Raw genomic sequence first — 20,371 nt, forward strand, 5'->3', positions numbered from 1 at the left:
TCAATCCACGCGCTCGCACGGAGCGCGACGCGGAGACCGGAACAGTGGAGACCGGAACAGTGGAGTTTCAATCCACGCGCTCGCACGGAGCGCGACTCTATGTAAATGATTTTTTTACAGCCGATATGCTGTTTCAATCCACGCGCTCGCACGGAGCGCGACCAGATCCATTTTTCACGGTCGTGGCAATGGATGAGGTTTCAATCCACGCGCTCGCACGGAGCGCGACTGGCTTCCCTGGCAAGGTCCTGCTGTTTTTTTACTGTTTCAATCCACGCGCTCGCACGGAGCGCGACGTAATAGGAGCCGCCGGGGCGCTTCCTGGGTTTGTTTCAATCCACGCGCTCGCACGGAGCGCGACACAGGAAGCACAAATCTTGAACGGTCAATTGCGTTTCAATCCACGCGCTCGCACGGAGCGCGACATATTACCCTGCCGGAAGAATGGTGCTATTCCAGGTTTCAATCCACGCGCTCGCACGGAGCGCGACGTTTTCCCGTTTTCTTATCGACAACAAGTTTTTTGTTTCAATCCACGCGCTCGCACGGAGCGCGACTACATACAGGCAATCCGGTTTTATACTGGCGATGTTTCAATCCACGCGCTCGCACGGAGCGCGACTTTACCACCCGTTTCATGGTCTACTCCTTTTTTGGTTTCAATCCACGCGCTCGCACGGAGCGCGACACAGGCAAGCGCATAGTCAATGTCTGTTTATTTTGTTTCAATCCACGCGCTCGCACGGAGCGCGACCTTCATGAGCCTCGCGTCGATAAATTGTGTAATCATGTTTCAATCCACGCGCTCGCACGGAGCGCGACGCCCATGCCGTATGAATCGGTTCCGGGCTTAATAGTTTCAATCCACGCGCTCGCACGGAGCGCGACTCACCTCGTATTATATCCTTATTACATAAGAAGTTAAAGCCCCGAAATTGCGAAACGGAATAAAATTTCCGGAAATGTAATTATTTTTCCTCCCCTCAATTATCAAAGATCTTATCCTGTAAGGAAATGCAAAAAACGCGAACATCCCGGTATTTTCTGTATCTCTGACGTTCGCGATTCCGAAATCCTGTTTACGGAAACTTTCTGAGAAAAAACATTGTAATGCAAGCTAGATAATCAGAGGACTGTCGACATCATATCCAGGCTTTGCACCAATATGCTCAACCCGGCGTTTATAATTCGCGCCGAGATAATAATAACGCAGACTGTCTGTTTTGCCGTCAATAATTGCTTCGAGCCTGTTTTTCAACTGTACCCACTGAGCCGGATCAACAACACATTCAAACACCGAATACTGTACCCGCTGGCCGTAATTGGTGCAGGCCTTCGCCACATGTCGCAGCCGTTTCGCTCCGCCCGGACTCGTAACCATCACATCATAGCTCACAAGAACCATCATCGTCCGCTACCTCCAGAAAAACGGCGGATATCCGTCGATATCACCACGGATATGCCGGGCAAGCAAATTTGCCTGAACAAAAAACAGGAGTCCGATTTTGACAGTTTCCTCGATATACGGATGCAGAACTTCATCCTGTTTACGGTTCTGATATTCGGTGAGGACGGTTCTGCGTGCGCTGTCACTCATAGTCACCGCGCCATTCGCCGCCCGGCTGAAATCCTTTTTCCCAAGCTGACGACGGTTAATCAGTGATAATACCAGCCGGTCTGCAATTACCGGGCGAAACTCTTCCATCATGTCAAGTGCCAGCCCCGGCCGTCCCGGACGGTCACGGTGAAGAAAACCAACGGACGGGTCAAGCCCTACCGTTTCCAGCGCCGAACGCACATCATGGGTAAGAAGAGTATACACAAATGAAAGCAGGGCATTTACCTCATCCAAGGGAGGCCTCCGGCTTCTTCCGGTAAAAGCAAAATCATTCTTCTGGTCAATAATCAGATGATTAAACACCCTGAAATATTCCGCACCGGCATGGCCCTCAAAACCCCGTACCTCATCTGCATGTTTCGCGGAGGCGACCTGGTTCAGTATGCGTCCGATATGTTTGGACGCCGACTTCAACGCCTCCGCATCGGTCTTTTCTCCGTGATCGCGGGCAGTTCTGTTCAGCACTATACGACTATTGGCAAGTTTTCCGCTCACCATATTTGAAGCAATCGCCTTTGTCGCTTCAGCATCATCCGCCATCCGGTATTGCTGCCGGCGCAAAAGCACATTGCCGCTCACCGGCCCTCTGACTGAGGCCAGGAACTTTCCGTATTCGGTCAGGAATGAAATTGACACATCCCGTTCCGCACAGAACCCGAGAAGATATGGCGAACAAAGCACATTCCCAAAACAGACAATTCCGCCAATGGTGTGAATAGGCAATTGCAGGACTTTCTCCCGTTCCCGTTCGACAATCACCGTCTCACCATCCCGATGCAGGTACGAACCCTGGGAACTCACGTACAAGGTATTAAGCAGCTTCCTCATTCTTCACTCCCGTATTCATCATCAATTTCATTAGCGGGCTCTTCGGGCTCTTCACATAATCTGTCTACATACCGAAGCTGTGCGCTGATATACCGGGAAACTTTTTTTCCGCCTGAACCCGCGTTCTGAGGCATACAAAGATCATACAGGGAACAGCTGTCACATTTTTTCTTTTCATATCGCGCTGAAGGAGTACGTCCGGATTCCCTCAGCTCCCTGATTCGTCCGATGAGGGCGTCGGTTTTCTCCCGCAAAGTACAATCGAGCGTCACATCCCGGCGTCGGTGTTCCTGCAGATAATAGAGCTGTCCTGACTCAACCGGAACCCCAAACATTTCCTCAAGGCACAACGCCTGGGCGCAGAGCTGGGCGCGGTCAACATCGCTCTCCTTTTTCCGCCCTCGCTTGAACTCCACCGGAGACACCTTCCGTACCGCACCGACCTCGTCAAACCATATTTCCACCAGATCACACTTTCCTGTCAACCCATACTCCAGAGAACGCACAGCCATTCCGTATTCTTGACGGAACAACCTCCGCGATTCGTGGTGTTCAACATCGACCCGTTCATGCAGCACCTGTCCCTCGGCGGTAAAAAGGTTCTCCTCCCAGAGCTGTTCGAGATGAACGAGGGCATACCGCCGTTCACAATAAGTAACATGGGAAACAGCGGAAATAGGTATCAGATCATCTTCAGAATACATCTGCATGGCTCTCCATTATTATACCACACATGCGCCGGGCTCAAAGGAGTTGAAGTTTTCTATCGGTAATATCCCTGCCATATAACCGATAAAATCATCATACGGAAGATGCCATTCATATAAACCGTTCCGCAGCTCCGGCAGCCCGAGATAATCCGTTTTCGGTTTCCATACCTGAACCGAATTGAGCTGGATGTCCCGCCATGAAACTTTTTCATGTTTCTTTAACCTGGAAATAAGTTCCTTATCAGCAACTGCTATGCGGGTATCCGTATCGATAACCCTGAAATTAGCTTCAATAAATTTAAAGCTGTGAACATTTTCCTGTTCGATAAGCTGCTTAAAAATCGACGAACTCCCCAACAGAATTATCTCTTCCATGATTGTATCGGTACACAACTCCGGTCTTATTTCTTTTCCGGAATCAAAATAACGGCGTAGTATTCCCGAGGCATGTTTAAATGCCGGATGCAGTTTGAGATTATCAACGGCAGCGATACAGAAAGACCATACTTCGGCATCCTGTACCCCTCCGTGCCGGTTTATCCGCCCAGCAAGTTGAAGAAGGGACATGAGGGAAGCCAATTCCCGGAAACCTGTTCTGAAAGACAAATCAACTCCCGCTTCCACACAGGAAGTCGCCACCAGAGTCCAGTCCGTATCATCGGAATCCAAAAGCCGGTCTTCTATGCGCTTCAGGATTTTTTCCCGATCCTTCGGAGTCAGGGCCGTTGACAGGTGTTCAACTTTTTTACGACCAAAGGTCTTCGCGAAAAAGTCCGCCGCAACCGCCGCACTCTGTACAGTATTGAGAATAAGCAACCGGGGTCCGGGGAAGGAAGTTACCCACTCCGCAAGTTCTTTTACCCTTTTCGGTTCCGGATGATAACGGTAGCGTACCCGCTGCACTTCATAAGCGGCAAGCTGATTCCGGAGGATATTGTCGGTAATTTCCGGGACCCTTCGTTTCGTTTCACTTATTTCATTTATTTCCCAGAAGCGGGTGAGCGACCCCGAGGCGAGTACCCAATAACAGCCCCACTCATCGGCATAACGCTGTATCCACCTCCAGGCAAGAGGCAGCAATTTTACCGGCAGCGCCGCGTGGGATTCATCAACAAAAACCGCGCTTCCGGGAAGCTGATGAAGCCGTCGAAGGGATGCCGGGGAATTGGCGGCAAGGGTCTCAAAGAAAGCGACCGCAGTAGTTACAATAATTGGAGCTTTCCATAAGGCCGTCAACTGCCGGGCATTCATACTCTGAAAATCAGCCCGATGGTGCAGCTCAGCCACCACCTGTTCAGGATTCTCACCGGGGAAAACCAGAGTTTCTCGGTATTTCTTAACCGACTGCCGGATGATATTCGTAAAAGGAAGAATAATAAAAATCCGGCGGAGGCCTCTTTTTTCAGCCTGGGCAAGCAAGTGAGCCATGACAGCCGTAGTCTTTCCTGACCCCACCGGACTGTCACAGGAATTGATTACCTCGCCGGTATCACTGTTACGGCAGGCATAATACATTTCAGTACGGAGCAGGGATCGTTCGTCTGTGTTGTTTCCAAAACCTGCAATATACTTATCAAGCCGGGCAAGCCGTTCCGCAGGCCGCAACGGAACAAGGGTATCCGGTTCGGCATATTCACCATAATGTATCGTCGTATCGGTGTGGTCCGCGTCGGCAAGGCATGAAAGGACAAGGCGAAGAAACAGGGATGCATCTCCGGAGGGAAGTACTCCCTTCTCTACGGGACAGTTCCGGAATTGTCCCTGATGAATTTCTACCAGACAGGGCAACACCGCGTTTACCTGTTCAAAAACCGTCTCGTCCCGAAAAGCTTTAGCGCCTTTTTTCCCTTCATCACAAAAATCGGGATATCCGGAATGGTGGGACTGTACCGCGAGGGCCGCAAACGAAATCCCCGACGGGTTTCCCAGAAGATACGCTGCCCCTGCGTCGGCATGGTGTACCGGCAGTTTTTTTGCCCTGACTTTGCCGGAAAGAACCCGCTGATTCTCTCCATCCAGTTTCCCAAGGTCGTGCAACTCCGCCGCTGCCGCCACCGTATCGCAAAGCAACTTCCCGTCCCGGCGGGCATAAGGTAAAATCGCGGCGGCCGCTGCTTCCGACCGCCGCACCACCCCTGAAACATGATCAGCGTAGGTTTGGCCCCCAACACCCTTTTTCTCATCGGGACTGTGGGCATAATATGTCATAGGGCCATTAAATCCACACAGGATCCAACCTTCGCCATAAGGTCCCCCGGTAAGACCGTCACATCCTCATAATCCTTCCAGGATACGGAAGGCTCGGCGGTGTCACCGATGCGTTTTGGAGTAAGGGCTTCAAAAAGGAGATAATCGGGGCAGCTACCAAGGACATTCTTGTGCTCAATGTACCAGGCGTGACGTATCCGTACATCGGGCCGGATGGCAGATTTTGTCTGATCATAAGCATAAGGGATGAGCCCTTTCAGCAGCTCGATATCCGCCGACGTACAGCCGGTTTTGCCTGCGTAATTCGGGTTGATGAAGAAGGGCATACAGTACACAGCGTGTTCAACAATCCGGTACGCCAGAGGCGCCATTCCCTGTTTTTTGTCCGCCTCGACGCCGGCTTTGTTCGTGTTCGTTTGACGCACAATACTTACCGGAGAAATAGAAACCCCCATCCCAAACTGGGCAACTCCGGTCTTGATAAAACCCTTGTCCGCCCCTGACTCCAGAAAGGTATTACCGAACAGGCGGGCATCCCAATATTTTTTTACAAAGGTACTGTTGAGAAATTTCCCCTGATCAAACTTCGAAACATCGTCGGACATTTCTTTTTGAATATCCCCACGAACCCTTCCTCGGGATTCCAGGATACGGTAATTTTCTGGGTCAAGTTTCAATTTCGCGCAGAGTTCTTGGAAAAGCGCGTTATCCCTGTCTTCAACAATATCCCGCAGTTTCCTTTTGAATGAAACAGGAGAAATTTCTCCCAGTCCGTTGGGCCGCTGCCGGGGATCGCTTTCCCGGTCGGGGTCTCCATTGGGATTTGAATTGACCGCCTCAATGACCAGTAGTCCTGTAGCGCGTTTGATTTCATCAGCCATGATATTCCTCCGTAATTTTTTCTTCTTCTGTATTATTTACCGACCCTTCTGCCTTCGGTTTCTCACTTCTTGGAAGATCCGCAAGATACCCGATAAAGAGTTGCGCCTTTTCAAGATCGTCAAAACGTTTTGATGTAAAATCAGGGAGCTTTGCCGCCGTTTGGCTGTATACATTCAACAGCCATCCCACAAGTTTCCGGTTCTTCTCATTCTGCGGGGTAAATTGCTTTTCATTTCGTGTGTATTGCTTTGCCCACGAAATATACGGAACCATCCGCTTCCCCAGCTGGGCCATCACCTTATCCGGCATATCAAACGCGGCGGATAAAAGAGAAGCTCCCGCCAGCTGGGGCGGTACATTTCCGTCACGGACAACCTTACAGTAAAAGGCGTGAAGTTCATCAGATACTTTCAGTATCTGTCCGAACAGGTAGGGGATATTTTCCATATAGACCTCCTTATGGTACCCCTGTTTATACAGCAGCAGGCCGAAGAGGGGCATGAGTGAATTGACAATTTCCATATTGAAATTGTTTTTTAGCAGTTCCTGATTATGTTGAACAGAACCAAGATAGATAAGCAGTCCCGAAGTATTACAGAGCAGGGTGTTCAGGATATGGGCTTCCATTCCCAAAAGACTATCTTCAAAAAACAGCTCCACACCCTGGTAGTACTTTATTCGTTTCACCTCTCCGGAAGAAGATCCATCCTGCTTCCATATTCTGTTACAGATTGAAGCGATCCTCAGGGGCATGGGCGTTTTTGATTCAGTAAAGCCGGGCTTCCCCTCCTCCTTATTCCATACTCTGAATCGTACCCGTGGGATATTGGCACAGCCCTTCTGCCATTCTTCTGCCGCGGCTATCAGCCTCTCGGCGCTGTAATTCCTGTTGAATACAATCTTCCTCCGGGCAGTGTCCATCTTCCTGATGGCAAAAACCTGAATATCAATTTCCTCCCGCCGGGTTCCCTGTAATCTTGTCAAAGCGCTGATCACATCGTCAGCACAGCTTTCAAAGGTACCGGTGTTTGCCGTCTTAAGATCCTGTCCAGCGCCGGCACCGAGCAGGGCGGTCAGCATAACCGGCGCGTCGGGACGTTTTGAAGGATAAGCGAAAACCACCTCATCGCCGTCCGCGTTGCCCCAGGTCTTGCCCTGCCGGGAAGAATCGCTGAGCCACTCAAGAGCGCCCTTCATCCTGGCCCGGGTTTCCCTGGCTACAGGATAGGAAGCCCCTTCAATGAGATTATAGCGGTACTGGCAGAGGTGATCTTTAAACATGGAACGGAGAATCACCTTCGGAATTCCCCGGAGGTTTACACTGGGCAAGGGCTCGTCGATGGGAGTATAGGCAATTCCAAAGGCATCAACCATTTCAGCCGGAGCTTCCCAAGTCTGTCCACTCAGCAGGATATCATTCATCCAGTTCATGCTTTTTTCGTGGGCAACAGGATACCGAAAACACTGCCAGTCGGCAAGATCAAAAATGACGGAAACATCCTTCCCGGCGCTTCCCCCGAAAAGGAGACGTAACGCCATTCCGGCATCACCGCCTTTTTCGAGCTGAGTAAAAAGATACGTTTCAAGGACATCTTTCAGGACAGTCTTTGTTTTATCCCCGCTATTCCGTCCGCTTATTTCGAACCGGGAGAGGAGATCGATTAATTCCGTTACCGCGTTTTCATTCTGCACATCTGCGGCATTCCCGGTTTTTTCAAGAAACGCGACGGGAAGTTTATGCAGACAGTTGTCCAATTTTTTCAGGACCGTCCCCGTCCAGTTGTCCGTCTCCGCAGTACACCATTGTCGCACAAGGCTGACATCAACCGCCTCTTTCCCCCGTAACCAGCTATCCAGTTTTCCTTTTTGCTCGTCCGAATCAGCCCGGTATAGCGGTGGACAGTTAAAGGCGGGAAAAGACATCCCGTTACTGGTTTCCCATTTACGCAGAAAAAATGAATGATCTTCATCGGTGATTATAGTTATTTCGGTAATCCGGAGATCACTGCCTATACATATCCGCAGGCAGGGAGATTTAATGCTCACCCTTGGAAGAGGCTTGAATTCCCGCTGCCATTTCTTGGGGTTAATCTTACTTTTTGTGAGAGCTTCGGAAACAGCGTACAATTCATTAATCATCTTCCACCCTCCTTTCCGGGAAAACCAGAATCCCGTTTTCAATCCGCACGTTCTGGTCATATACAAAGGAAACCGGCGAACTATATCCTCGCGAAAAAACTTCCCTCAGGAGCGAAGGGATGGTAAAATTCAATTCACCCTGAACCTTCGTGTTTTCCCGAAAAGGTCCGAAGTATGAGGGGGTAAACTCCTTCCAGCCGAGGCAGGGAACTGCATGACACTGCCCCCGTTTGAGCCGGCGTTCGAATATGGCCTGATAAGCATGGCCCGGGGATGTTGTCTTTTGGTCCCAGCTTAAAGTGGCTTCGGAAACACCTGCCTTTTCTCTGTTCGGCATGGCCAGCGCATACAGCCGGTAGCACACATCAATCATAACCGTTGCCAATAACTGATAAGCATTTCCTTTCTTAACGGATTCCGCTTTTCTTAATGGGCCTCCGTAATTTGTGTAGTATGAATGAAATTGCAGGGGAGCACAGATTTCAACCTTTACCGGCACTATGGTTACCGCAGGTCCCCATAAAACCGACTCAAAAATCCCCTTCACCGCGGAATATGTCGGTACGGAAAAACTGACCGGGGAGTCGCCAGTATCCGGGCGGGTCCACATGGCCGTATTCCCGGCGATTTCCATCTGGACAGGATAGGCATTTTTTATCATGCAACCTCCTTAATTTACAATTAATATTACATGACGATTTATTATCTGTCAACAAAAAACACCTGTAAACAGGTGTTTTTCTTATTTATCACTAATAATACATGTTTCAATCCACGCCCGAACGGACGACAGATAAAATATACCCTGTCGTTTACAGATATACAATATTCCAAGAGGTTAAATTTCTTTCCGCTTTCATTTTTCCGTACATGTGCAATGTATTTCATCATTAATCCTGTTTTTTTATTACTGAATATTATACTATGTGTTTTACAAATAAAGTAATTTTTTATTCAAAATAACAACAAATTTCTAAAATATTCAGGCCAATAATCCGGATGAATATCAGTCGGCCGCATCCAGTACGGTAAAACTCCGCCGGATCATATTTCCGTAATTGTCGATTAATGTAAGGGTGTGTGAACCCGGCGGCGGACGGGCTTCCATTTCATGGAACAGTGAAGTATCGCCAAGATATTTTCCGTCCAGATGCCAGTGAATTATCGCTGAATTATCACGGTGTGCAGCAAAAAAGACCATTTGCCCCGGGCTTCCGTCAATTTCTATCGGGATAAATATACCGGATTTTTCTTCCGGATTGAACAGGGCCATCGGAAAGACTGTGCCGGAAGAGTTGGCAGCCGGAGGAGGAACTTTATAATCAAGGTTCCATCGTCTGTGATACCATTCCTCCGCAGGAGGAAGTATAAACCAGGTACGCTGTACGGTCTTTTCAGCTGTTTCTCCGCTGATCTGTATCTGTCTGTCTTCATTTTCATTGAGAACAATAATTTTGCAGTAGGGACAGGGGGTGCGGTATGGAGCATTTTTCGGAATGTCCGCTATTCCGATTGATTCGCAGTTATGACCGGCCGGGAAACCGGACAGCGCACATATTTCAACCATCTTAAGATCGCGGTATGGTTTCCAGAACCATTCCGATGGTTCCAGGAATGAAAATATTTCAAACAGTACAGGTGCCGCAGTTGTAGCGGCGCGCAGTTCCGCCCTGCCTTCTCCCGTGGCGTTTCCTACCCACACGGCCACTGTCCAACGGGATGTTGTTCCCACTGCCCAGCCGTCACGAAACCCGAAACTGGTGCCTGTCTTCCAGGCTATATTATGTGAGCTCGCGAAATTCTGCCAGGAAGCTTCTTCGGCCGGACGGACAACCGATGTAAGGGTCTCAAGAGTCAGCCAGGCAGCTCCGGGAGATATGGGGGAAGCGGCGGTACTGTCCGGGATAGCCCTGGAAAAGAAGGAAGGAGGAAAAAACTGAGAATGAGTTTCTTCAGGGTTCATGACAGTCCTGGACAGGCCCGCATAAATACCGCATATGTCCCACAAAGTTACTTCCGCTCCGCCGAGTATAAGGGGGAGTCCGTATTCTTCGGCCGGCCTGAACAGAGTAGTCAAACCAAGCTGCCGGAGCAGCCGGGCAAAGCGGTCAATGCCATAACGCCTCAATGCCCTGACCGCTGGAATATTCAATGATCTTGCCAGGGCCTGATCAGCCGGTATAACGCCGACATAGGTCCTTGTATTATTTTCCGGACGGTAACTTCCTACCCTGGTAGGAATGTCACTGACGAGTTCTGCGGGCATGAGTTCGCCGGCGTCAAGCATCGCTGCATACAGAAACGGTTTCAGAATACTTCCCGAACTGCGGGGCGAGGTAATAATATCCACGTTTCTGGCTACCGGACTGTCGACGTTTCCTATGTAGGCAATTACCTCTCCTGTTTCCGTATCCAGTATAAGACAGGCCGCATTCAGTATGTCGTTTCCTGAAAAGCGGGAAGACCAGCGTTCAACAATAGCAGAAGCGCGGTCCTGTATTGATATATCGAGTGTAGTATTAACCGGCTGCGAAAAAAGACTATTCAGTGCTTTTTCTTTTCGTTTGCCGGACGGAACACTTTTTTCCTTTTCACTGATTATTCGCGCAAATAGATGGGGAGCCATTTGAGGAAGAGGCTTCGGTTCAAGAGGCAGAGGTTCCGCCATTGCGAGATGAAGGGTTTCGTCATCAAAACAGCCTTTTTCCGCAAGCCGTTTAAGAAGCCCGTCCCGTTTTTCTTTCAGGATATTTCTGTTTTTTCCCGGATGAACAAGAGCCGGACTGTTTGGCAGTACCGCGAGGGTTGCGGCCTCGCTCCAGGAGAGCTCATCTGATGTGCGTCCAAACCAGCGCCAGGATGCGGCTTCCAAGCCAACTACATTTCCCCCGAAAGGCGCATTGGCGGCATACAGGGCCAGAATATCCTTTTTTGAACGTCCGATTTCAAGTCTTAGGGCAAGTATTGCTTCAATTATTTTTTCCGGAAAGGTCCGTTTTTTATTTCCCCGCATCAAACGGACTGTCTGCATAGTAAGGGTTGAACCGCCTGATACAATTTTACCCGCCCTGAAATTCTGTATACCCGCCCGGGCTATTGCAGCCGGGTCAACCCCCGGATGATATTTAAACCGTTTATCCTCATATTCAATCAGCGCTATTGCAAATTTTTCATTAACTTCCGGCTCCGGAGGAAAACGCCACTGTCCGTCAGATGCAACCCGGGCGCCGAGAAATTCTCCATTTTTGTCATACATAACCGGAGAATAGGGAACATCAAAAAGAGGCTTCGGAAGAGAAAAATAAAAAGCAGAAGAAGCGCTATGCCCCCTGCAATGCAGAGGACATAGCGCATTCTGACCGGAAAAGAAAAACGTTTCACTATTTTGGATTTGCCTGCCTTCCGGGAACAAGAGCCCGGATCGATTCATCATACATTGCATAGGCATGAATTGCGGGAAAGAAATACGTTCCTCCGTATGCCTGATTTACCCGGAATGTAATTGTTTTGCTTTCACCCCTGTTCAGATCAAAATAAGTCATGATTCTGTCGTCACGCAGGTCCTGATATTTAAAACCGGAATTTGCGTTTGATTTTCCGGAATCCTCAGTAAGCCTGGTGTTGATCAATTCCCAGGACGCAGGGAACACATGAACAACCGCTACTTCCTGCACAGGTGATGTCGTAATATTACCGACAGTCACACTGACTTCCATATCTTCACCGAGCGGCAGATCCGAAGGATTTATTAAATCTCCATCCATATCGCGGTACTGGACGCTGAGTGTAAGACCTTCGCGCAATGCAGGTTCCGAGCCTTCGGCGGGAAGTCCCGCTGCAATTATCCTGGCGTATGCGGGCACGGCCGACTTATTTGAAATATTGAGCTGGGCGGTATTGCCGCTGATATTTCCGAGTTCTACACGTATGACAGGCGAGTTGAACGAAACAGTCCGGGCATTTCCCTGAATGCTGCAGTCCACTGTAATCTGCCTGGAATCGCCGGAGCCCTGAACAAAAGGAATAACGGATATCAGTCCGTATGCGGTTTCCTGTGTGGAAAGCCATTTCTCGGAAGAAAGTGTCGCAATTACATCTTCAAGCAGATTCTTTGATTTGCCTTCTTCACCCATGATTCCCAGCGTTTCCAGAATCATTGCCTTGTCACGGAAAGTAGATCCGAAGGTTCCCGAGAGTTCCTTGTAATCGGAAACCGTCAGCGTTAAATTCCGGATCATTGAACGGGCGGCGTCACGCTGTCCTGCGTACCAGTAGGCCGCCGCAAGGCGCCAGGCGGCAGCATTGGGAAGGTCGCCCCGTTCACGCAGCCGGTTCATTGAACCAATGTCGGCGCTTCCGCCAAGCGCAAGGGTATACAAACGGTACGCCTGATTCAGTATTGACTGTGAATCGCTGCCTGACCAGGAAGCGGCCCTGTTTTTCTGGAATTCGGTCCATTTATTAAGCAGAGTTTCCGGAACAGTGTATCCGGCCTGCTGTGCGCAAATCAGGAAATGACCGGCATAACTTGTACCCCATTCATTCGGATCAGCATTTCCGGGCCAGTATGAAAGTCCTCCGCTGTATGTCTGGAATGTCGCTATCCGCTGAATACCGGCCGCAATATTTGTTCTGGTTTTGCTTATCTCATCATCAGTAAGCGTCAGAACCTTATCAAGGAAGAGCTGCGGGAAAACGGAACTGGTGGTCTGCTCAATACAGCCGTGAGGATAACTGATAAGGAAGCCAAGGCGTTTTTCAAGGCCGAGCGGAGGAATTCGGGACAGTTCAAGGACGGCCGTGTTTGTACCTGGTAATCCCGGCAAGGCAATGCTTTCATTCCATGTACTGCCCGAAGATAACAGCTTGGTAACAACGGTGGTTATGGGGGTCACAGTGGAACGGACATCAAGTTCAATATCACTTACCGCATCCTTTAAGTCCTTCGAAGTTGCAGTTATTCTGATCCGCGCCCGGCCCGGAATATCAGCCGCTTTTACGCGGAATTCCACGATTTTGTCTCCCGGCTTGTCAAATCGGACAGCAGCAAAATTCGCGCTTCCTGGGACCTGGGCAATACTTCCGTCCAGTGCAATTGAAACCCTGACAACACGAGCGCCTTCCGCATATGAAAAAACCGAAACCGGAATAACCACTTCATCGTTCGGGGAAAGCGTCCGGGGTACAGTTCCCAGTATCATCAGATCGCTTTTTACTGTTACCGACTGTTCCGCGACCCCGTAAGCCGCTTTTTTCGGAGCGGCTGTACTATTCTGCTTTTGCACGGAAGAATCAGCTGCCACAACCATAATCCGGACAGCGCCGACGTATTGAGGCATATCAAATTCTTCAGTCCGTGATTCGCCTGCCCGCAGTTCATAGGGGCCAAAATATTCAACAACCGGTTTAAATCTGTCGGTCTTCTTTACGGTCGAATCCATATCATCATCACCGCCGCCGATTGCCAGAAGGGTTTCCAGTTTTCCTGAATACGCTCCCATAACGGAGGAATACATATCCCATGATTTGAGGAAAGAAGCCTCTCTTCTGTAAAAAGTATTCCAGGGGTTCGGCATCGAATATCTTGTCAGTCCGAGAAGGCCCTCGTCGACAACAACAGCTGTGTATGTCATGGGTTTGCCATTTGCTTCTTTTACAGTGAAAGAAGACTTTGTCATCGGCTCCCAGTTTTTCGGAGCTATAATCTGCGGATTAAGTTTTGTTTCGGGAGCGACAACCGAAACAGGAATAATGCCATACAGCCGGATCGGAAGATCATTCATTGTCTGCAGATGCTGCTGCAGAAGGGTTATATGGACATAAACATTCGGGGCCATTGAAAAATCGGCGGGGAATTCATATTTCGTGGTCCCGTCAGTACAGGTTACCCATTCCTGTCTGATGATTTCTCCGCCCTTTTCAATTACCGCAAGCGCGCGCGCGTCCTTGTTCGACGGGAAACTTACGGAAACTTTTTCCCCCGTTGTATATGATTGTTTTTCGGTAGTCATATTCAGCATAAAGGCGGCGCCCTGCTGGCCTTCCTGTGCCCTGCCCGCCCAGCCAGGCCAGTCAATGTAGGCAATATTCGCGGCGGCATGCCCGCCCCTTGTGTCACGCACAATAATCAGATACCGTCCCCATGAAGGATAGTTTACACGGAAATTCCATGATCCTCCGCCATTGGATACGGTAACTGTTTCCTTCATTACAGGAGTCCGGGAAAGGGCGTTTGTAAAATCGGCGGATTCATTTCCACCCTTTTCCCACCACCAGCGCCAGTTCATCTGATAGACAGCGCATTCCACTTGGACATTTCCTTTAACGGGAACTCCGTCAGGATCAAGTATGACGATTTCTGCCTTATGATCGGTGTCGGTCAAGAGCATATTTCTCGCGGCGTCACCCTTCGGCAGTTTAATACCGACATAACGTGTGTAAGGCGAAAAATCCATTGAAACCTGTTCGGAGGAGAAAACGCCTGAGGGTTCAAAAACCCGGGTGAGAAAACGCGCGTATAATTTACCGGGAACGGAAGTACCCGGAGAAAGCTGCACCGGGAATTTTGCCTTTCCCTTTTCATCAAGATTTCCGTTAAAAATCACATGCCGTTCCGATGATACCGACCGCGAAGGATCCCTGAACGTATAGTCGGTATAGGACGGGAAGGATGTTTCCCTGTCCGCAAATATAATAGAGATGTCGGCTTTGAGAGAGGGGGCCGGCGCACCATGCAGCCAGGTTACATCAAGCGTCATATCGGTACGGGAGGAATCAAGATATTTTTTCCCGCCGGAATCCAGGACCATTTTCAGACGGTTCGGCATTACGGTTTCTATTTTCAGGTTTTTTGTAAAAACATTGCCGCCCACACGGACACGGGCAATCCAGTCGCCGGTTGGAGCGGAATCTTTTGTTGTTACGGGAATCGGATAGAATCCGTTAACCGAAGAAGTAAAAGTTCTGTTCTCGATTATCCTTCCCTGAGGATCTTCGAGTTCAAACAAAACAGGATGATCAGGAGGAAGCGTATTCCGGGTGTCGGCCAGAAGGAAGGTCAGGTATATGGTATCACCGGGACGCCACACCCCCCGGTCGCCGTATATTACGCCCTTCACTCCGTCGCTTGCCTTGTCGCCGGATATATCGAAATGGCTGGTTGCCAGCGTGAGCGAATCGTTCATACGCAGGAACGCGTGGTTTTTTCCGTCGCCGGCAAAAATAAACGCCGGATTTGCGGAAGATTTTATTGACGCGATTCCGTCTTTATCGGTTTTTAAACTCTCTATCAGCCTGCCCTGAAAAGCAAAGAGTTCAACATCAGCATTCGCTGCCGGCATTGCGGTGCGAAGATTTGTTACGGCAACAAGCAAATCTCCCGAAACGGAACGTTTTGCAAGCATTCCAAGATCCGAAACAAGAACATTTTTTCCTATCGTTATATCATGATCGGAATAGGACATGTAAAAAGCCGGATGACAGGGATCAAACCGGTACCGGTACCAGTTATAATCGTACCGCGAATTACTGTAATAATCCCAGTAACTTGATTCACTGTTTGAGTTATTCGCCGGATACGGCGGAAGCGTATCTCCGGGGAATTCGAGATCGGAAAAGCCGGAATGCCCGACAGTACATTCATACTGCACATGTTTCTTTCTGAAGGTAACGCGTATTCTGAACATACTGTCCGGGTGTTTTTGCGAAAGCTCCGATAAATCAAGCCCCTGGCGTATCCACTGGTTTTTTTTCGAGGCTGACCACGGCAGATCAAAGCTTTTTACCCACACCGGCTCGCCGACACGGTATAACTCCTTGGTTCCTGCTATATCATTAACCTGCAGAAACTGAATGATATTTTTATCATATATTTCAAAGGCTTCGACAATTACTCCGGAAAGATTTCTCGTCTCCAGAACCATTGTAGCACCCTGGGTTCCCGGAAGAATATTCCCTGACCCGGTAAAGCGGACTTCCGGCAGTTCCCATTTTTGCGGAACAGAATACTGCACGGGCTGGTACAGTGTTTCACCGTATTTATCCGATAAATCCTGAATGGATAATACCGAACCCGGCGGAATGGAATCGGTCCCGTAAATACGCGCGATATTGTCCTCTATCGAATATCTGATATTCGTATTTCCGGATAATGAAACAAACCCTCTTAAATCCTGATCTTTGCGAAGCGGTGATGAAAAAGTTACGAGAAGCGTATTATTATCTTCCGGATAAATTTCAAGCACCTCAAAGCGTTTTAATTCAGGAATCTGAATGGAAACTTCGCCCTTCTCCTGTGAGTCAATTGCGCGAGCATCCCATTTTACCGCGACAGTCTGTATTGAGTTTTTACGCATAACAGGACTAAAAGTAAAACGGTGTGTTGTTCCTTCATGGATCCATTCAGGCGATCCCAGCTCCCTCGAGTTAATGACTTTCTCAACTTTTGAGGGATTTACCCCGGAATCAGTAAAAACAGTCCCGGCAATCCGGACTCCATCAGGATTATCTATTTTTACCGGGTCAAACCGCACCTCAAAAGGGGCAGATGCAGTTGCAAATCCGAATGAAAAAGGCACCGCATCAGAATTTGAAAAAGAAGCGGGTGTAATTACAGCTTCATAACGGGTTTTTGGCTTGAATGCCTTGGCCGGTGTAAAAACAAGCGTATAGTCATTTTCCCAGGAAAGGGTTCCCGGGACCTGCGGGTTCAGCCGGAACGCGGACTGTGATACAGGTGTTGTCTTATCATGCGGCTTTGTAAAAACGACCCTGATAGGCTCATATTGAGAAACAATACCGCCCGTATATGCCGCAACGACTTTCGGGTCAGGCCTCATGGCTGTGCTATTATTGCCGCAGGATAAAAAAAGTCCCGCCAGCAAGGCCGTAATCAATACCGCACATGAAAATCCCAAAAATCTGTCTTTGTAAATTACCTGCATAACTACACATCCTTTATTGTTTGTGATTTATAGAAATAGACAACCGATTTTCTGTAGAAAAAGAAAAAAACATATACTTCCGCCCTGGAATCCCCTGTAATTATTTTACCCTACTCTTGTATATTCTTCAACAAAGAACTGCGTTTTTTACTCTGTTTATGCGAATTCTGATTTTAAAAAACAGGTTTCGAAAATATAAGGAGGAATAACAGGCCGGGCCTGCGGGCCTTTGAAACCGGCGAACAAGTGTTTATGTTGACAAATATAAAACGGGCTGTAAAATGGAAATATGAATTACGGAACAGTTACAATTGAGGGAAAAAAATTTTCAGCTGAAAATAATGTCCTGATAGTAGCGGAAATCGGAACTTCACACAGGGGGAGCCTGGAACGCGCAAAAGAACTGATAGACGCGGCCTGCGATTCCGGAGCCGACTGCGCAAAGTTTCAGATCGTATACGCCGATGAAATTCTCCATCCTGAAACAGGAACAGTCAGTCTTCCCGGCGGCGAGGTACCGCTGTATGACCGTTTCAGGGAAATGGAAGTGCCACTTTCCTTTTATCAGGAACTGAAGAGTTACTGCGAAGGCAAAAAGCTCATTTTTTTATGCTCTCCTTTCGGGCTCCGCAGCGCAAGGGAACTCCGGTCGCTGTCGCCTTCCTGTATTAAAATAGCCTCGCCTGAACTGAACCATTTTCCGCTGCTGAGGGAAACAGCGGGTTACGGGCTGCCCCTTATCCTTTCGACAGGAGTGTCCCGGCTTTCCGACATTGAACGCGCACTGGAAGAAACGGAAGCGGCGAATGAAAAAGTTCTCCTTCATTGTGTGACCAGCTATCCGGCTCCCGAGGAAGATTATAACCTGAATATTATTCAAAACCTGTCGGCAATATTCGGAATTCCCGTGGGAGTCAGTGATCATTCTCTGGACCCTGTGCTGATTCCCGTACTGTCTGCTGCCTGCGGGGCATGTATTATCGAGAAACACATCTGCCTTTCAAGAAGCGATCCCGGGCTTGATGATCCGGTAGCGCTTCCGTCCGAGCTCTTTGAAAAAATGACGCTGGCGGTTAGAGATACTCAGGGTAAAGACAGAGAATCCGTTCTGGAAGTGCTCGCGGGCAGGTATGGCAGGGAAAAAATAATTTCTATTCTTGGCTCCGGTCAAAAAAAACTTGCGGCTTCCGAAAGACAAAATTACGGCAGAACCAACCGTTCTATTCACGCTGTCAGAAATCTGAATGAAAATTCGGTCATTCAGAAAGAAGACGTAGCTCTGCTTCGGACCGAAAAAAAACTTAATCCCGGATTGTCGCCGGAATTTCTGAATACAGTCATTGGGGCTCATCTTTCCAGAACTGTTCCAGACGGCGCAGGTATAGAATGGGCAGATATTATCTGTACACACGAGCCTCCCCTGCAGAGCTGAAAAGATTCAATCCTGATACTGAAAAAGCAGGAATCAAAATTCCGGTCAATGCATACGATACCCCATCGTATCTGCTATCGTATCGCGACAGGATTGCGACTGCTCCGGAAGGGCCTTTCGAATTCTCAACGCAGCGGTATACCCCTTTAATGTAAGTTTCCGGTATAAAGGAATTAACTAATTCATTTATACCGGAAACACTTATAATCGGAATTGTCAGATAATCCGGATTATTTGACTATACATTGCATAATTTTTCATACTCGGATACTATACTTTTTATTATGGCACAGATTATTGAACCCAAACATCTGAAAGGATTCCGGGATGTATTGCCTCCGGAAGAAATCGCGCGGGCTTTACTCATTGAAAAACTGACGGCTGTATTCCGTTCATTCGGTTTTGTTCCGATTGATACGCCGGCCCTTGAATATGCGGAAGTACTCTTGCGGAAAAGCGAGGGCGAGACGGAAAAACAAATATACAGGTTTGAAGATAACGGCGGCAGGGATATAGCGCTCCGTTTTGATCTGACCGTTCCCTTTGCGCGTTTCATTGCCGAACACAAGGATTCGCTGTATTTTCCTTTCAAACGCTATCATATCGCCAAAGTCTGGCGGGGTGAAAAGCCTCAGTCAGGCAGGTACCGGGAATTTGTCCAGTGCGACTTTGATATAATAGGATCCGATTCAGCCGCATCAGATTTTGAAATACTTAATCTTATGAAGGTATCGCTTAATGCGATCGGGATTACCGACATAACAATAAAAATTTCACACCGGGGTATTTTAAACCGTTTTCTCACAAACCGGGGACTTTCAGGAAAAAGCGAAGATATTCTGCGTACTGTTGATAAGCTTGCAAAAATTACGCCGCAGGAAATGGTCGCCCAATTATCTGAAATCGCGGGAGAAAAAATGCGGAAGATATCCTTTCCTTCATAAAAGGCTCCGGAAATAAACCGGAGGATTTTAAAAAAACACTCACACTGATGGAAACCATGGCGGGCGGTCCGGCGGAAGATACACAGCGGCTCAGGGAAATCCATACATATATTACAGCAATGGAAATTTCGCCGTCATTTGTTCTTGATCCCTCAATTACCCGCGGTCTTGATTATTATACCGGCATAGTATATGAAACATTTCTGAACGGGCTTCCCGAAATCGGGTCCATCTGTTCCGGCGGGCGATATGATAACCTTGCCGGGCTGTATATGAAAGAAAGAATTCCCGGAGTCGGGTCTTCAATAGGTCTGGACCGCTTGCTTGCCGGACTTGATCAACTGGGAATAACCCACAAACAGGCAAGCTTTACCAGGGCCGTTGTTTTTTGCCTGAACTCCGAACATATGCCCCAGTACCAGAAAATCGCCGGCTTTTTCCGCGACAGAGAAATAGCCTGCGAAGTATACCCTGACGCAAAAAAAATGTCCCAGCAGTATGCCTGGGCGGAAAAAAAGACAATTCCGTGGGGAATTCTGAAAGAAGACATAATGGAAAATACAATTACACTAAAGAATCTTCTTACACGGGAAACTCTTATAGGCATTACACCTGAGGAAGCGGCGGAGAAAATTACAGGCAATTAATCCTGCATTATTTGCCTGTTT

10 protein-coding genes, 1 pseudogene and 1 CRISPR repeat array (1 of these 12 only partly in view) are annotated in these 20,371 nt (G+C 48.6%); of the genes and pseudogenes, 2 read left to right on the top strand and 9 right to left on the bottom strand.

Annotated features, from left to right (window positions below):
- A CRISPR array of direct repeats spans nt 1-888; the repeat unit is 32 nt; unit sequence GTTTCAATCCACGCGCTCGCACGGAGCGCGAC; it begins 69 nt to the left of the window's first position.
- Between the two features lie 229 nt (nt 889-1,117).
- From cas2 to K7I13_RS01970, 9 genes are all read right to left on the bottom strand, one after another.
- A complete protein-coding gene (gene cas2 / locus K7I13_RS01930; RefSeq protein ID WP_255947542.1) occupies nt 1,118-1,408 on the bottom strand; it encodes a CRISPR-associated endonuclease Cas2 in 291 nt (96 codons plus the stop codon).
- A 6-nt stretch (nt 1,409-1,414) separates the two neighbouring features.
- Nucleotides 1,415-2,446 (bottom strand): type I-C CRISPR-associated endonuclease Cas1c, encoded by a 1,032-nt coding sequence (cas1c, locus tag K7I13_RS01935; protein ID WP_255947544.1) that lies wholly within the window; start codon nt 2,444-2,446, stop codon nt 1,415-1,417.
- Nucleotides 2,443-3,150, bottom strand: coding sequence for a CRISPR-associated protein Cas4 (gene cas4, locus K7I13_RS01940; protein WP_255947546.1), 708 nt, complete (start codon nt 3,148-3,150; stop codon nt 2,443-2,445). The genes cas1c and cas4 overlap by 4 nt, the downstream gene beginning before the upstream one ends.
- 18 nt (nt 3,151-3,168) lie before the next feature.
- Nucleotides 3,169-5,364: a DEAD/DEAH box helicase gene (locus K7I13_RS01945; RefSeq protein ID WP_255947552.1), complete on the bottom strand. Its 2,196-nt coding sequence runs from the start codon at nt 5,362-5,364 to the stop codon at nt 3,169-3,171.
- Nucleotides 5,361-6,245 carry a type I CRISPR-associated protein Cas7 gene (locus tag K7I13_RS01950; protein ID WP_255947553.1) on the bottom strand — a complete coding sequence of 295 codons (885 nt, stop codon included), beginning with the start codon at nt 6,243-6,245 and terminating at the stop codon, nt 5,361-5,363. The genes K7I13_RS01945 and K7I13_RS01950 overlap by 4 nt, the downstream gene beginning before the upstream one ends.
- On the bottom strand, nt 6,238-8,385 hold the full coding sequence (locus K7I13_RS01955; RefSeq protein ID WP_255947554.1) for a hypothetical protein: 2,148 nt from the start codon (nt 8,383-8,385) through the stop codon (nt 6,238-6,240). Before K7I13_RS01955 ends, K7I13_RS01950 begins: the two co-directional genes overlap by 8 nt.
- Nucleotides 8,378-9,046, bottom strand: coding sequence for a CRISPR-associated protein Cas5 (gene cas5 / locus K7I13_RS01960; RefSeq protein WP_255947556.1), 669 nt, complete (start codon nt 9,044-9,046; stop codon nt 8,378-8,380). The genes K7I13_RS01955 and cas5 overlap by 8 nt, the downstream gene beginning before the upstream one ends.
- Nucleotides 9,047-9,391: 345 nt before the next feature.
- Complete coding sequence (gene pbpC / locus K7I13_RS01965) at nt 9,392-11,641, bottom strand: penicillin-binding protein 1C (RefSeq protein ID WP_255947558.1); 2,250 nt, start codon at nt 11,639-11,641, stop codon at nt 9,392-9,394.
- A 124-nt stretch (nt 11,642-11,765) separates the two neighbouring features.
- Entirely contained in the window at nt 11,766-17,327 is a 5,562-nt protein-coding gene (locus tag K7I13_RS01970; protein WP_255947560.1) for an Ig-like domain-containing alpha-2-macroglobulin family protein, read from the bottom strand.
- Between the two features lie 289 nt (nt 17,328-17,616).
- Between K7I13_RS01970 and K7I13_RS01975 the strand changes: the two genes are divergently transcribed.
- Nucleotides 17,617-18,759, top strand: a complete 1,143-nt coding sequence (locus K7I13_RS01975) for an N-acetylneuraminate synthase family protein (RefSeq protein WP_255947561.1) — start codon at nt 17,617-17,619, stop codon at nt 18,757-18,759.
- 284 nt (nt 18,760-19,043) lie between these two features.
- Nucleotides 19,044-20,350 (top strand): annotated as a pseudogene (gene hisS, locus K7I13_RS01980) (histidine--tRNA ligase).
- Nucleotides 20,351-20,371 lie beyond the last annotated feature (21 nt).

Origin of the sequence: Brucepastera parasyntrophica (assembly GCF_022376835.1) — a bacterium.
Taxonomy (GTDB): Bacteria; Spirochaetota; Spirochaetia; order Treponematales; family Treponemataceae; genus Brucepastera; species Brucepastera parasyntrophica.